The 14,018-nt window shown below is 64.3% G+C and carries 12 protein-coding genes; 9 read left to right on the forward strand and 3 right to left on the reverse strand.

Annotated features, from left to right (window positions below):
- Nucleotides 1–193: 193 nt before the first annotated feature.
- The 3 genes from JQ617_RS10495 (at nt 194) to JQ617_RS10505 (ending at nt 2,870) form a co-directional block, all read left to right on the forward strand.
- Nucleotides 194–394, forward strand: a complete 201-nt coding sequence (locus tag JQ617_RS10495) for a hypothetical protein (RefSeq protein ID WP_057749711.1) — start codon at nt 194–196, stop codon at nt 392–394.
- 146 nt (nt 395–540) lie between these two features.
- Nucleotides 541–1,488 (forward strand): AAA family ATPase, encoded by a 948-nt coding sequence (locus JQ617_RS10500; protein WP_212026258.1) that lies wholly within the window; start codon nt 541–543, stop codon nt 1,486–1,488.
- 5 nt (nt 1,489–1,493) lie between these two features.
- Nucleotides 1,494–2,870: a vWA domain-containing protein gene (locus tag JQ617_RS10505; RefSeq protein ID WP_212026259.1), complete on the forward strand. Its 1,377-nt coding sequence runs from the start codon at nt 1,494–1,496 to the stop codon at nt 2,868–2,870.
- Between the two features lie 22 nt (nt 2,871–2,892).
- On the opposite strand, the gene JQ617_RS10510 is transcribed toward JQ617_RS10505, so the two are convergent.
- On the reverse strand, nt 2,893–3,075 hold the full coding sequence (locus JQ617_RS10510) for a hypothetical protein (RefSeq protein ID WP_212026260.1): 183 nt from the start codon (nt 3,073–3,075) through the stop codon (nt 2,893–2,895).
- 350 nt (nt 3,076–3,425) lie between these two features.
- On the opposite strand from JQ617_RS10510, the gene JQ617_RS10515 reads away from it, so the two are divergent.
- Both JQ617_RS10515 and JQ617_RS10520 read left to right on the forward strand, forming a co-directional pair.
- The gene (locus JQ617_RS10515) at nt 3,426–3,647 is read left to right on the forward strand and encodes a hypothetical protein (RefSeq protein ID WP_063688379.1); all 222 of its coding nucleotides are present in this window, start codon (nt 3,426–3,428) and stop codon (nt 3,645–3,647) included.
- A gap of 135 nt (nt 3,648–3,782) precedes the next feature.
- A complete protein-coding gene (locus JQ617_RS10520; protein ID WP_212026261.1) occupies nt 3,783–4,796 on the forward strand; it encodes a formamidase in 1,014 nt (337 codons plus the stop codon).
- Nucleotides 4,797–4,833: 37 nt separating this feature from the next.
- Here the strand turns inward: JQ617_RS10520 and JQ617_RS10525 are convergent, their stop codons facing one another.
- Nucleotides 4,834–6,075 carry a lactonase family protein gene (locus JQ617_RS10525; RefSeq protein ID WP_249156944.1) on the reverse strand — a complete coding sequence of 414 codons (1,242 nt, stop codon included), beginning with the start codon at nt 6,073–6,075 and terminating at the stop codon, nt 4,834–4,836.
- A gap of 132 nt (nt 6,076–6,207) precedes the next feature.
- On the opposite strand from JQ617_RS10525, the gene JQ617_RS10530 reads away from it, so the two are divergent.
- The 4 genes from JQ617_RS10530 (at nt 6,208) to JQ617_RS10545 (ending at nt 12,632) form a co-directional block, all read left to right on the forward strand.
- The gene (locus JQ617_RS10530; RefSeq protein ID WP_212026262.1) at nt 6,208–7,092 is read left to right on the forward strand and encodes a GntR family transcriptional regulator; all 885 of its coding nucleotides are present in this window, start codon (nt 6,208–6,210) and stop codon (nt 7,090–7,092) included.
- 108 nt (nt 7,093–7,200) lie between these two features.
- Nucleotides 7,201–8,520, forward strand: coding sequence for an MFS transporter (locus JQ617_RS10535; protein ID WP_212026263.1), 1,320 nt, complete (start codon nt 7,201–7,203; stop codon nt 8,518–8,520).
- 21 nt (nt 8,521–8,541) lie between these two features.
- Complete coding sequence (gene acnA, locus JQ617_RS10540) at nt 8,542–11,211, forward strand: aconitate hydratase AcnA (RefSeq protein WP_212026264.1); 2,670 nt, start codon at nt 8,542–8,544, stop codon at nt 11,209–11,211.
- 101 nt (nt 11,212–11,312) lie between these two features.
- A complete protein-coding gene (locus JQ617_RS10545; protein WP_063688384.1) occupies nt 11,313–12,632 on the forward strand; it encodes a dicarboxylate/amino acid:cation symporter in 1,320 nt (439 codons plus the stop codon).
- Between the two features lie 6 nt (nt 12,633–12,638).
- Here JQ617_RS10545 and JQ617_RS10550 read toward each other — a convergent pair whose 3' ends face one another.
- Nucleotides 12,639–14,012 carry a hypothetical protein gene (locus tag JQ617_RS10550; RefSeq protein WP_212026265.1) on the reverse strand — a complete coding sequence of 458 codons (1,374 nt, stop codon included), beginning with the start codon at nt 14,010–14,012 and terminating at the stop codon, nt 12,639–12,641.
- Between the last annotated feature and the right edge of the window lie 6 nt (nt 14,013–14,018).

The following is a 14,018-nucleotide window of genomic DNA, read 5'->3' on the forward strand; positions in this document are numbered from 1 at the left end:
TCCGAGAACCGGATCGGCCTGTGAAATAGGCATTTGGTCCGCCCGTTACAGTACAGAGACGTATCAAGAATGTCACAGGGAACGACAAACGACCGCCGTTCCGCCTCTGTTCGAAAGAGTTGATGACGGCTCCGAAGCAACCGGTAGTAGCTTCTGCGCGGGGTTTGGTGGTCGCCTGCGAAGGAGAGCCGTGATGCCAGCTTATGTACAGCATCATCAGGACATCGAAATCGCGCCTGTGATTTGCCCGACGTGCATGGGGTTCCTGCCAATGTATGTGCGCGAGGTCGAGCCGCATTGGAGCCTTGCCAAGATCGACTTCGTCTATGAATGCGCCGATTGCGGCGCCGAGGTCCGGCAGACGATCCGCAAGCCGGAGCTGCTGCGGCACTGAACGCGACCTGCGAGCCGCTCAACTATTTGCGCTGAACGGAAAAAATGCCGCTCACGCGGATCTGATGTCTCCCAAACGAGGCTTGTTCTTTGCCGGGAACGCAGGCAGAACAAGCCTTAAAGCAAGACCTTTGGGAGCGCCATTTCGTGGCTGATCAGAAGGCCTCGACGTCGATCGAGGCAGTGGAGAGCGGCCTCGCCGCGCAGGGCTACATCGCGAGCCGGCAGATCGCGACCGCCGTCTATTTGTCGCAGCAGATCGAGAAGCCGATCCTGGTCGAAGGTCCCGCGGGTGTCGGCAAGACCGAGCTTGCCAAGGCGATCGCCGCCTGGCGCGGCAAGAAGATGATCCGCCTGCAGTGCTACGAGGGTCTCGACGAGGCCAAGGCGCTCTACGAGTGGAAATACGCCAAGCAACTGCTCTACACGCAGATCCTCAAGGACAAGCTCGGCGAGGTGCTCGGCGGCGCGCAGACGCTGCACGCCGCGCTCGACCAGCTGCATGATTTCGGCGACGTGTTCTTCTCCAAGGAATTCGTCGAGCCGCGGCCGCTGCTCCAGGCGCTCGAGCAGCCGGGCGGCTGCGTGCTGCTGATCGACGAGATCGACAAATCGGACGCGGAATTCGAATCGCTGCTGCTGGAAATCCTGTCCGACTTCCAGGTCACCATCCCCGAGCTCGGCACAGTTTCCGCGATCACACCGCCGACGGTGATCCTCACATCCAACAGCGAGCGAGACCTGGGCGATGCCCTGAAGCGGCGCTGCCTGCATCTGCACATCGGCTTCCCCGAGCAGCGGCTCGAGGAGCGCATCGTCGAAAGCCGCGTGCCGAACATTTCGCAGACGCTGCGCCGGCAGATGGTCGGCTTCATCCACGAAATCCGCTCGCTGGACCTGAAGAAGCTGCCCTCCGTCAGCGAGACCATCGACTGGGCGCGCGTCCTGGTACTGCTCCAGGCGAGCGAGCTCGACACCGACATCGTCAAGGACACCCTCAACGTGCTCCTGAAATACGAGGCCGACATCGAGGCGGCAACGCCGCAGGTGACGACCTTCATCGCCAAGGCAGCCCGGTCCAACGTCTTCGGTTGACGCCGATGCGCGAGAACCTTCATCGTTTCTTTCGGGCGGCGCGCGGTGTGGGCGTCCACGTCTCGCCTGCCGAAAGCATCGATGCGATGCGCGCGGTGTCGCAGGTCGGCTTTTCCGACCGGGCTATCCTGCGCGACGCGCTGCTGCTGACACTCGCCAAATCGCAGGACGAGAAACTTGCGCTCGGTGACTGCTTCGATCTGTTCTTCAGCCAGCCGGAGCCGCGGCAGGAGCAGCCCGAGGGCGCCGACCAGGATGCCCCGCAGGATCCGGATCAATCGCCCTCTTCCAGCGCCGCCAGCGATGCCGGCGCCGGTTCGCCGCAGCAGGAACTCGGGCCGCTCGCTCAGATGCTGCTGTCGCAGGAACGCAATGCCATCGCGGCCGCGATCGCGAGCGCGGCTGGTGCTGCGTCCCTGTCCGACATCCGCTACTCGACCCAGCGCGGCATCTTCTCCAGCCGGATCCTCGATGCGATGGGCCTCCAGCGCCTGCGCGACGAGCTCGACGAGCTGACCGCGAGCAACCCGGCGCTGGCCGAGCGTCTCCGCGGCGCGCTCGATGCCTTGCGCGAGGCGGTGCGCGACACGGTCTCGCAGGGGCTTGCGCTTTATGCCCGCGAGGAGGCCGAGAACCTCCGCAACGACATCCTGCGCAACGCGCCGCTGGCGCGCATCGAGCGTCGCCAGGTCGCCGAGATGCGCGCCCTCATTCGCCAGATCGCCCGCCGGCTGCGCGAGCGCTACTCCAAGCCGCGCAAGCGCCAGCGCCGCGGCCATCTCGACGTCCGCCGCACGCTGCGCCGCAATGCGGCCTGGGGCGGCGTACCCTTCCTCACCGCGTGGAAGCGCAAGCATCGTGACCGGCCGAAAATCGTTGCCCTGTGCGACGTTTCGGGCTCGGTCGCGCAGGTGTCCGGCTTCTTCCTGCTGCTCATCCACTCCCTGCACGAGGTGGTCGACGACGTCCGCTCCTTTGCCTTCTCCTCGCATCTGATCGAGGTCAGCGAGATCCTTGAAGCGAAATCGCCGGAAGAGGCGATGGCCGAGATCATGTCCAAGGTGGGTTTCGGCTCGTCCGACTATGGCTCGTCGCTGGTCGATTTCGAGAAGGAATTCATGAGCACGCTGACGCCGCAAACCACGGTGATCGTGCTCGGCGATGCCCGCAGCAACAATCTCGATCCGCGCGCCGACATCCTGCGCCGCATCTCCGAGCGCTCGAAGCGGCTGGTCTGGCTCAATCCGGAAGGACGGCTCGCCTGGGGCTTTGGCGATTCCGAGATGCCGCGCTACGCGACCTTCTGCAGTGTCGTGCGCCAGTGTGCCACCGCGCAGCAACTCGAGCGCGCGGTGTCCGACATCGTGGCGACATATCAATAGGCGGCGGTCGCGCCCTGCGGCGTCAGGCGGCAGTCAACTCGGCCTGGAAGCGATTGCACTCCCGAAAGTGGTAGGCGATTTCGTCGAGCGCACGCTGCTCCCACTCCTGGGCCTGCGCGAGCCAGAACACCCGGCGTTCTGAATCGAGCGCAGCGCGCTCACGACACAGGGATTCCTGACTGCGAATTTCCACCAGCCTGTTCATGCACTCCACTCCTTCGTTGTGAAGCCATTCCCCGCGAATCAACGTAGCTGAGTCCGAAGCTCCTCGTCTCATGATTTCTGTGCATATCGCGACGCAGAATGGGACAGCGATGCTTCCCGTGCACCGCGGCAGTCGCAGCGCAACATCAAGTGCGGATCATCAATTAGTGATCGCAGCTCGGGACGATATTCGTGCGCAAACGATCTTAACTCTTGTGGCGCAACGAAGTGCGGCAATTTGTGAAGAGGCGTTCTAAACAGCCGACCGGATTCCCGACTCATTGTCGTCGCACGGTCTTCATGCGGCGCCGCTAACAGAGGCACGCGAACCGGACTATCGGCTGAGGCAACATGAGCAACGATTTCGACTTCGATCTTTCACATGACCAGTGGGAAGCGCTGAAGGCGCTTCGCAATCCGGTGTCGAACGGTCGCCTCTCGAAGGCCTATCTCAGCGAAAGCCTGGTCAAGCTCGGCCTCGTCGTCATGAATGACGGCGTGCCTGCGATCACCCCCGCGGGACGCAAGGTGCTGGTGCGTGGATCGTGCCGATTGCTCGATCTCGTCGCGTGACGAGCTCGCCTGCTGCCGCGAAACTGCGCCGTCGCCTGAAAAATAATCTTTAGCTCTGCACCGAAATCGGATTTGCTTCCTGCGACAAGATCCGGCGCGCAACGACGCAGCGCCGGACGGGCAAGGGAGCTGATCATGAACGGACTCGGTGGGCTTAACAAATCTCCCAACGGCGTGGTCGTCGGACTTGTCCAGCTTCAGCTGCCCAATATCGTGACCCCGGCCGATCTGGCAAGGCAAACCGAACGCATCGTCTGGATGGTCGGCAAGGCGCGCCGCAATCTCTCCACCATGGATCTGGTGGTCTTCCCCGAATACGCGCTGCACGGCCTCTCGATGGACACCAATCCGGAGATCATGTGCCGGCTTGATGGCCCGGAGGTCGCGGCTTTCAAGAAGGCCTGTGTCGACAACAAGATCTGGGGCTGCTTCTCCATCATGGAGTTCAACCCTCAAGGCAATCCCTACAATTCCGGCCTGATCATCGACGACCACGGCGAGATCAAGCTCTATTACCGAAAACTCCATCCCTGGATTCCGGTCGAGCCATGGGAGCCCGGCGATGTCGGCATTCCCGTGATCGAGGGACCGAAGGGCGCCAAGATCGCGCTGATCATCTGCCATGACGGCATGTTCCCGGAGATGGCGCGGGAATGCGCCTACAAGGGCGCCGAGATCATGATCCGCACCGCCGGCTACACCGCGCCGATCCGCGACGCCTGGCGCTTCACCAACCAGGCCAATTCGTTTCAGAACCTGATGGTCACGGCGAATGTCTGCATGTGCGGCTCGGATGGGTCGTTCGATTCCATGGGCGAAGGCATGATCGTCAATTTCGACGGCACCGTCCTGGCGCACGGCACCACCGGCCGCGCCGACGAGATCATCACCGCCGAGGTTCGCCCGGACCTCGTGCGCGAGGCCCGCACCAACTGGGGCGTCGAGAACAACATCTACCAGCTCTGGCACCGCGGCTATGTCGCGGTGAAGGGCGGCGCGATGGATTGCCCCTACACCTTCATGCAGGACATGGTCGCCGGCACCTTTCGCCTGCCCTGGGAAGATCAGGTCAAGGTCACCGACGGCACCTCCTGCGGCTTCCCGGCCCCAACGCGGATGTTCGGCCGGATCGCCAAGGCGGCGGAGTGACGGCGGAGTGACGCCAGCCTTCCGAAGGAGCTCGTTCCTAGGCGGACGGCCTGATGAGAATGCAGACGGGACTTCCGACCGTCACGGCCTGCTCCGTCCTGGCGATCCGGCCGGTGTCCGGATTGCGGCTGAAGAGCACAGCCGTATCGCTGTCTTCGTTCGCCGCGAACAGGAATCTGCCTGAAGGATTGAGTGTGAAGAAGCGCGGGGTCTTGCCGCCACTCGCGGTCCAATCAACGGCACTCAATCGTCCGCTGGACGCATCGACGGCAAAGGTCGCGATGCTGTCGTCGCCACGGTTCGAGGCATAGACGAAACGCCCATCCGCCGACACGGCGATCTCGGCGGCACGGCTGTTGCCCGTGAAGGCATCCGGTACCGCAGAGACGATCTGGAACGGAGCAAGCGCGCCCGTTGCGGGATCGAAACGGTAAGTCGTGACGGTCGAGTCCAACTCGTTGACGACATAAGCGAGGCGCCCGCCCGGATGAAAGGCGACGTGGCGCGGGCCGGCGCCCTCGCGCGCCGGGACCGGTTTGGCCGCCTGCACGAGCTTTCCGCTCGCCGCATCGATCCGATAGGTGAAAACCAGATCGAGCCCCTTGTCCGGCACGACGATGAATGCCCCCGACGGATCGAACTCGACCTGATGCGGCTTGGCGAACGGCTGCTCCACCCGGTGCGGCCCGATCTTTCCTTCCAGCTTGACCAGATCGATCACCGCGCCGAGCGAACCGTCGTCCCGGCGCGGCAACAGCGCAAGGGTGGAGGTAATGTGATTGGCCACCACCACGAACCGGTTTTCCGGATCGATCGCGAGATGGACGGGGTTCTTCCCCTCGGTGCTCTGGCGATTGATCACACTGAGCTTGCCGTTCGCAGGGTCGATTGCCATCGCGGTGATATCACTGAGATCGCCGTGCACCGTGTAGAGAAACCGACGTGTCCTGTCGAAGGCGAGGAACGAAGGATTGACGAGGTCGCCGAGCAGCTGAACGTGGCTCCAGGCCCCGGTCGCATTGTCCATCGCATAGACGTTGAGCCCGTCGCCGCGGGCATTGCGCTCCTTTGTGGTCCGCGCGCCGACATAGACGAATGAGCGAGAGCCTTCGACCATGGTGTTCTCCTTGTGGGCTCCCGGCGGTTGCGCAGATGCGGCAGGCAATGCGGAGGTCACGGCGCCGGCGGCGATGAGCTGCGCGAAGCCGCGCCGCGTGAGACCCGCCCGATCGGTGCCGACAGACGTGGCGTCGCGCACAACAGAATATCCAGGCGTCATGCCTCTCCCCACATTGCTTTTTATTTTTTAAAACACAATTCTCCGGAAGGCGCAAGGAGGAGTTCTGCGACCGCTTGTGCCGCGCCCTCCGTTGGGCGACATCTCGCCAGTCAGGATCAGCCCGAGTCGCCAATGCCACGCCCCAATCTCGCGACCCAGATGACAGCACGGATTCTCGATTACATCCGCGCCAACGGCTTGCAGGCCGAACAGCACCTGCCGAGCCAGACGCTCGCGGATGCGTTGCGGGTGTCGCGCGCACCGATCAATGCAGCGCTCCAGATCCTCGAAGACATGAACGTGGTGCGCTCCGAACCCAATCGCGGCTTCTTCCTGGTCAAGGGCGCCGGCGAGCTTCCCGATCTGCCCGATGCAGAGGACACCGAGCCCGAACGCGAGGATGAATGGTATTTCGCGATCGCCGAGGATCGCCTCGCAGGCAAACTTCCGGACAAGGTCAGCGAGAACGAGCTGATGCGCCGTTATGGCCTCTCGCGCACGCGCCTTCTGAAGATTCTCACGAAAATCGCCGATGAGGGCTGGATCGAGCGCCTGCCCGGCAACGGCTGGGCGTTCGGCCCGCTCCTCACCTCGCGCGAGAGCTACCAGCAGGGCTATCAACTGCGCGTCGCCCTCGAGCCACAAGCCTTGCTGCTCCCGAGCTTCGAGATCGATCAGCCAGCCTTTGCAGCCGCTCGCGAGCAGCAGCAATGGCTGCTCGATGGCGCCTACAAGCGCGCGTCGCGCTCGGAGGTCTTCGCTGCCAATGCCGAGTTCCACGAGATGCTGGTCGGCTGCGCGCGCAATCCGTTCTTCCTCGACGCGGTCAAGCGCGTGAACCGGCTGCGCCGGCTGGTGGAGTACCGCATCACGGTGGACCGCAGCCGCCTGCCGATCCAGTGCCGCGAGCATATCAACATCCTGACTTTGCTGGAAAAAGGCCTGCGGCAGGAGGCATCCGACTTCCTCCGCGTTCACATCGAGGGCGCCGGCCTGATCAAGGTCTCCAAGGTCTGATTCTGACAGTATTGCATTTTATAATATAAAATGCATAACTGCCTGCAAGGCGCCCGCCTGCAGGGGAAGGTCGGCGTTGTCAGACAAGCCCCCAACGGGAGCGCGCCAATGTCCGCCAGCACAGCGACCGTCGAGCAATCCACCATGCGCAAAGTGCTTTGGCGCATCGTGCCCTATTGCTTCGGCCTCTACGTCATTTCCTATCTCGATCGCGCCAATATCGGCTATGCGGCGCTGCAGATGAACAAGGAGCTCGCGCTGTCGAGCGAAGCCTTCGGCTTCGCCGCCGGCATTTTCTTCATCGGCTATTTCCTGTTCGAAGTGCCGAGCAACGTCGCGCTCAACAAATACGGCGCCCGCATCTGGATCTCGCGCATCCTGATCAGCTGGGGCATCGTCGCGACCGCAACCGCTTTCGTGCAGAGCGCGACGCAGCTCTACATCCTGCGCTTCCTGCTCGGCGTCGCCGAAGCAGGCTTCTTCCCCGGCATCATCATCTATCTGACTTACTGGTTTCGCGCCAAGGAGCAGGCCACGACGGTAGCCCTGTTCACCGCCGCCATTCCAGTGTCCTACCTGATCGGCGCGCCCCTGAGCACCTGGATCATGGACCACGTCGGGGGCTTCGGCCTGAGCGGCTGGCGCTGGATGCTGCTGCTCGAGGGCGGTCCCGCCATCGTCGCCGGCATCCTGAATTATTTCATCATGACCGATCGCCCCGAGCAGGCGAAATGGCTCACGCCGCAGGAGCGCGACTGGCTGACGGACGAGCTGCGCAAGGACCAGGCCGGCCGGCGCAACGTACAGCATCTCGGAATCATCGCCGCCATCACCAATCCGAAAGTGCTGTTCCTGTCGATGATCTATTTCATCTACCAGGTCGGCAATCTCGGCATCGGATTGTGGATGCCGCAGATCATCAAGGGCCTGTCGTCGTCGCTGACGAATTTCGAGGTCGGGCTGATCGCCATGCTGCCCTACGCCTTCGCCACCGTGGTCATGGTACTGTGGTCGCGCAACTCCGATCGCACCGGCGAGCGGCAGAAGCATTCGGCGATCCCGCTACTCTGGGGCGCGGTCGCGCTCGGGCTCACCGGCTTCGTGGTCCAGCCTGCCATCGCCATGACGCTGATCTCGCTGTCGCTCGCGGGCATCTACGCCTTCAAGTCGCCGTTCTGGTCCTTGCCCGGCCTGTTCCTAACGCGCTCGACGGCTGCGGTGTCGATCGCGGCGATCAACTCGATCGGCAATCTCGGTGGCTTCGCCGGTCCCTATGCCATCGGCGCCATCAAGGACTGGACCGGCAGCACCTATGGCGGGCTCCTGTTCCTCAGCGGATTGCTGTTCGTGTCGTTCCTGATGACCTGGTTTGCCAGGATGGAGAATGCGGACGAGGCGAAGACGCGGCCAGCCGAGCAACATGCTTGACGTCGCAGCCAGGATGAAACGATGACCGCCTTCGCAACCCTCGTCAGCGGATCGCAGACCTACAGCATCGCCGACATCACGTCCGTGGCGGGCGAGAGCCTTCCGCGCCTGCCCATGATCCTGCGCATCCTGCTCGAGAACGTGCTGCGCAACGGCGGCGACGGGCGGGATGAATCGGCCGCCGCCATCCTCGGCTGGCTCGCCGATGGGCGCAGCGACCGCGAGATCGCATTCCAGCCCTCGCGCGTTCTCATGCACGACACCACCTGCGGCCCCGCGCTGGTCGATATCGCGGGACTGCGCGCCTCGCTTGCCGAGGCTGGCGGCGACCCCAACCGCCTCAATCCGGTCCTTCCCGTCGACGTCTCGACCGATCATTCCCTCGGCGTCGACGTGTTCGCGCGTCCGGATGCGATGAGGCTGAACATGGCGCACGAGCTCAAGCGCAATGGCGAGCGTTATCGCTTCATGAAATGGGCAAGCCAGGCGCTCGACGGCGTGCGCGTGCATCCGCCGGGCACCGGCATCATGCACACGCTGAACCTCGAACGTCTCGCGAGCGTCGTGGCGACCACGGCTCGCGACGGCCAGCTCTGGGCCGTGCCCGACACGCTGATCGGCACCGACAGCCACACGCCCATGATCAACGGCATCGGCGTGCTCGCCTGGGGCGTGGGCGGGCTCGAGGCCGAAAGCGTGATGTTCGGCATGCCCGTGACGATGCGGGTTCCCGAGGTGGTCGGCGTCCGCCTGACGGGCCGCTTGCGCGAGGGCGTGCTGGCCACCGATCTCGCGCTGACCGTCACCGAACGCCTGCGCCGGATCGATCTCGTCGATCGCTTCGTCGAGTTCTTCGGACCTGGTGTCGCCGCGCTCTCGGCCGGAGACCGGTCCGTCATCGCCAACATGACACCAGAGTTTGGCGGCAATTCCGGCTACTTCCCGATCGACGGCCGGACGCTCGACTATCTCGGCCAGACCGGCCGGTCGCGCGAGCAGCTCGCGTTGGTCGACGCCTATGCGCGCCGCCAGCAGCTCTGGTTCGATCCGGCCGCCGAGCCCCGCTACACCGAGACGATCACCATCAGCCTCGATGAGGTCGAGGTAAGCCTCGCCGGCCCTCGCCGCCCGCAGGACCGTATCGCGGCCGGCAGGACAGCCGAGACGCTCGGCCTCGAACGCGCCGCTTCAGCCGCAGACACGGGTCGCGGGAGCCCGCCCGCCGACGGCGCGGTTGCGATCGCCGCGATCACGAGCTGCACCAACACGTCCGATGCACGTCTTCTGGTCGCCGCGGGCCTCCTCGCGCGCAAGGCGCGCCAGCGTGGACTCAAGCCGCCTTCCTGGGTCAAGACCTCGCTCGCGCCGGGCTCGCCGACGGCCGAGCGCTATTTGAAGCGCGCCGGCCTGCTCGACGATCTCGAAGCGCTGGGCTTCGGCATCGTGGGCTATGGCTGCACGACTTGTATCGGCAATTCGGGACCACTGGCGCCGGCCATGGCAAGCGCGGTCGCTGCCAAGCAGGTGACGCCCGTAGCCGTGCTGTCGGGCAACCGCAACTTTCCCGGCCGCGTGCATTCGCAGATCGAGCTTGCCTTTCTCGCTTCGCCTCCGCTCGTCATTGCCTTCGCACTGGCCGGTGACGTCAGCCGCAACATCCTGCAAGATCCGATCGGACGCGACAGCGCCGGTGCGGAGGTGCGCCTTCCTGATCTCTGGCCGGCCGGTCCCGAGATCGACGCGGCTCTGGCCCGCGCCCATGAGGCCAGCGATGTCGGCAGCGCCTATGACGTCGCGGAAGCGAGCGCCGACTGGGCCGCCTTCGAGGCGCCCGGCACCGCGCTGTTTCCCTGGGACGACGCTTCCACCTACATTCGCCGTCCGCCCTTTGCGAATTTCGGCCATGGCACGCGTCTCGGTCACTTTACGGCAACGCCGCTGCTCGTGCTTGGCGACGACATCACAACGGACCACATCTCCCCGGCGGGCGCGATCGGAGCGAACAGCGAGGCGGCCCGCTATCTCGTCGCACGCGGCGAGGATTCACAAGATCTCAATGTCTTCGCCTCGCGCCGCGGCAATTGGGAGGTGATGCTGCGCGGGCTCTTCACCAACAAGAGCGTGCGCAACCAGCTCGGTCCCGACCTTCCGCCCGGGCACACGATCCTTGCGAGCTCGGGCGAGCGCCTGCCGCTTCGTCTGGCGGCGGACCGCTATGCGCAGGACGGACGTTCCGTGGTCATCCTGGCCGGCGAACGCTACGGCATGGGGTCCTCGCGCGATTGGGCTGCGAAAGGCGTCGCCCTGCTCGGCGCGCGCGCCGTGCTGGCGCTGAGCTTCGAGCGCATTCATCGCTCCAATCTGATCGGCATGGGCATTCTGCCGCTGCGCCTTCCTGCGGGCCACGGGCCGCAAGCGCTTGGGCTGAGGCCGGACGACAGGCTCGAGATCGACGCGACCGTCGAAGCGCTCGCGCCGCGTGCCGCGATCGCCGTTCGCATCCTGCGGGACGGCGCCGAGATCGACCGCTTCACGGCTATCGCAGCGGTGGAGACCAATCTGGAATGCGAGATCCTGCGCGTTGGCGGACTGCTGCCGCTGATCCTGCAGCGAAATTCGACCGAACTGGCCGACCAGGCTCGCAGGCCGGCTTCCTTACGGCCTGTTGGCGCACCGCTTTTAGCCACCTGAGGGGCAAGTTCCCGGTTTCCAGGGGGTAACCGCGACATTCTGGCACGGTTGTTGCTCCCTTTTTGGACGACGGAAGCGTCGTCCGAAACGGGGGAGTTCTCATGTCGACCATTGCCGCGGCTCCGGCCGCCGAGTCCAAGCCGCTCTACACCTCGCTGTTCGTCCAGGTCCTGGCCGCGCTCGTGCTTGGCGTCATCCTGGGGATGGCCGTCCCGGATTTCGCGATCGGGCTCAAGATTCTCAGCGACGCCTTCCTGAAGCTGATCTCGATGATCGTTGCGCCGATCGTGTTCTGCGTCGTCGTCCACGGCATCGCCGGTGCCGGCGATCTCAAGAAGGTCGGCCGCGTCGGCGTCAAGGCGCTGGTCTATTTCGAGGTCATGACGACCGTGGCGCTCGTGGTCGGCCTTCTGCTCGCTTATCTCTTCGGCCCCGGCCACGGCATGAACATCGATCCGTCGACGCTCGACGCCAAGGCGCTCAACACCTACGCCGACAACGCCCACAAGCTGTCCGGCGGCGGCATCGGCGCCTTTCTGATGAACGTGATCCCGACCACTTCCTTCGACGCGCTATCGCGTAACGACGTGCTGCAGGTGCTGTTCTTCGCGGTTCTGTTCGGCGTCGGCCTTGCCCTCGTCGGCGGCGAGAAGGGCGCGCTGGTCACCAACATGATCGACGCGGCCTCCACCGTGCTGTTCCGCGTCATGGGGCTCATTGTTCGCGTCGCTCCGCTCGGCGTGCTCGGCGCAGTCGCCTACACCGTCGGCAAATACGGCGTTGGCTCGCTGAAGCAGCTCGTCTCGCTGGTGATGCTGTTCTACGTCTCGGTCGGCATCTTCGTGCTGGGCGTGCTCGGCGGCGTGATGGCGCTCGCCGGCATCAACATCCTCAAATTCCTCGCCTACCTGCGCGAGGAGCTGATGATCGTGCTCGCGACCGCCTCGTCCGACGCGGTGCTGCCGCAGATCATGAAGAAGCTGGAGCGCATGGGCGTGAAGGATTCCGTGGTCGGGCTCGTCATCCCGACCGGCTATTCCTTCAACCTCGACGCCTTCTCGATCTACCTGACGCTCGCCGTCGTGTTCATCGCGCAGGCGACCAACACGCCGCTGTCCTTCGGCGACCTCCTGCTGGTGCTCGGCGTCTCCCTGATCACGTCGAAGGGCGCGCACGGCGTTCCGGGTTCGGCCATCGTGATCCTGGCCGCGACATTGAACGCGGTGCCGAGCATCCCCGCGATCGGTCTCGTGCTTGTGCTGTCGGTCGACTGGTTCATCGGCATGGCCCGCGCGCTCGGCAATCTCGTCGGCAACTGCGTGGCGACGGTCGTCGTGGCGGCCTGGGAAGGCGATCTCGACCGCGCCAAGGCGGCCAAGGTTCTCGAGGGCGGTGAGCTCGTGGATGTGACCGCGGGATAAGGTCGATCAATCATTCCACTGGAGGAGCGGCGTTCCATACGCCCTCCTCCAGACCGACAGGAAGCGCGGAAACCAGGAATGCGCCACCGCGCCCTTGTAGGCCCAGGTGCGATATTTCAGGCCCTGCTCCGAGATCAGCTCCTGATAGCCGCCATGAACCTCGGTCGCGGTGCGGATGTCCTTTAGAATCCCCTGCGCATAGGCCCGGTAGGTATCGCTCCCCGAGGCTTCGTCGAAGTCCAGCATGCGATCCGCAAACTCGACGTTGAACGTCGGCCAGGACGAACGTCCCTGGTAGGCCGGCGCCGCGATCTTGTGGATCATCTTGTTGCGCGGATTATCCGTCGAGACGAAGAAATGGAACGTGCTGGGGATGCGGAAGCGCGGCTCTGCGATGATCAGATCCGTCGTGGCGGCGAACAGCGCGCGCTCGCCGGCATCGCTCATATTCCAGAAGCCGCGATGCACGCTGACGAAGTCCAGCGCGACCAGGGACACCGGCGGGCCAGCCGGGCCATCGAGCGAATGCCTGATATGGCCGTCCTTGCCGAACAGGCCGAGCAGGTCCCTCTTGTACTGCGCGAGGTCGCGTCCGAGCAGCCGCTTCAGCTCGTTCTCGTCGACGATTCCGAGCTGCACGCCCCACACGAAGGTCGTGTAGACGCAGGCATTGGTGACGAAACGCCGGCGCTCGGCCCGCGTGTCCGTTGCCGCCGAGCGGGGCCCGCTCGCGTCGCACAACAAATATCTGACACCATCGGCCTCGAACGATTCGAGTTCGCTCGCAAGCTTCAGGATCGCCAGCTTCAGGTCGGCGCCGTATTCGGCCAGCAGCAGGCGACCGGCATGCGCGCATTGCGACATCGCCAGATAGGACGACGCCCGCTCCTCGGCCGAGAGCATCTGCTGGAGACCGGCGATGATGCCGAGCAGCGTGTCCGAGGGGCGCGAGAAATAGTTCACGCCGAGATAGCGGCCGCGTCCCGCCGGCACGATGGTCGTCGTGACGACGTCGGCACGAACCGCCTCAAGCATCAGGCGCACGCTTTTTTCGAGCAGGCGCGCCCGGCGCACCGCGTCCTGCGCATCCATGATGGTCTCGGGATCGAGAACATCTGGGTAGAACCAGGCGAAGTCGCGCGGGTAGTAGGCCGAGGCGTGCGGCGCACCGGTGACCAGGAAAGCCTCGGTCACCGAAAAGGCGCTGTCCATCGAGTGCCGGTAAAGATCCTCGATGGCCGACAACGAATGGGGCGATTGTCTCAGGAACCTGTCGCCGAGAAAGTTGACCGCCTGCAGTGCGTTGGCGACGAAGGTCGCAGCCATGCCCTGGTAAAACCGGTTCTCACGATGTGATGGAAACGAGATGTCGCTGTTCATTTGCGT

Source organism: Bradyrhizobium sp. KB893862 SZCCT0404, from assembly GCF_018130885.1.
In the GTDB taxonomy this organism is placed as follows: Bacteria; Pseudomonadota; Alphaproteobacteria; order Rhizobiales; family Xanthobacteraceae; genus Bradyrhizobium; species Bradyrhizobium stylosanthis.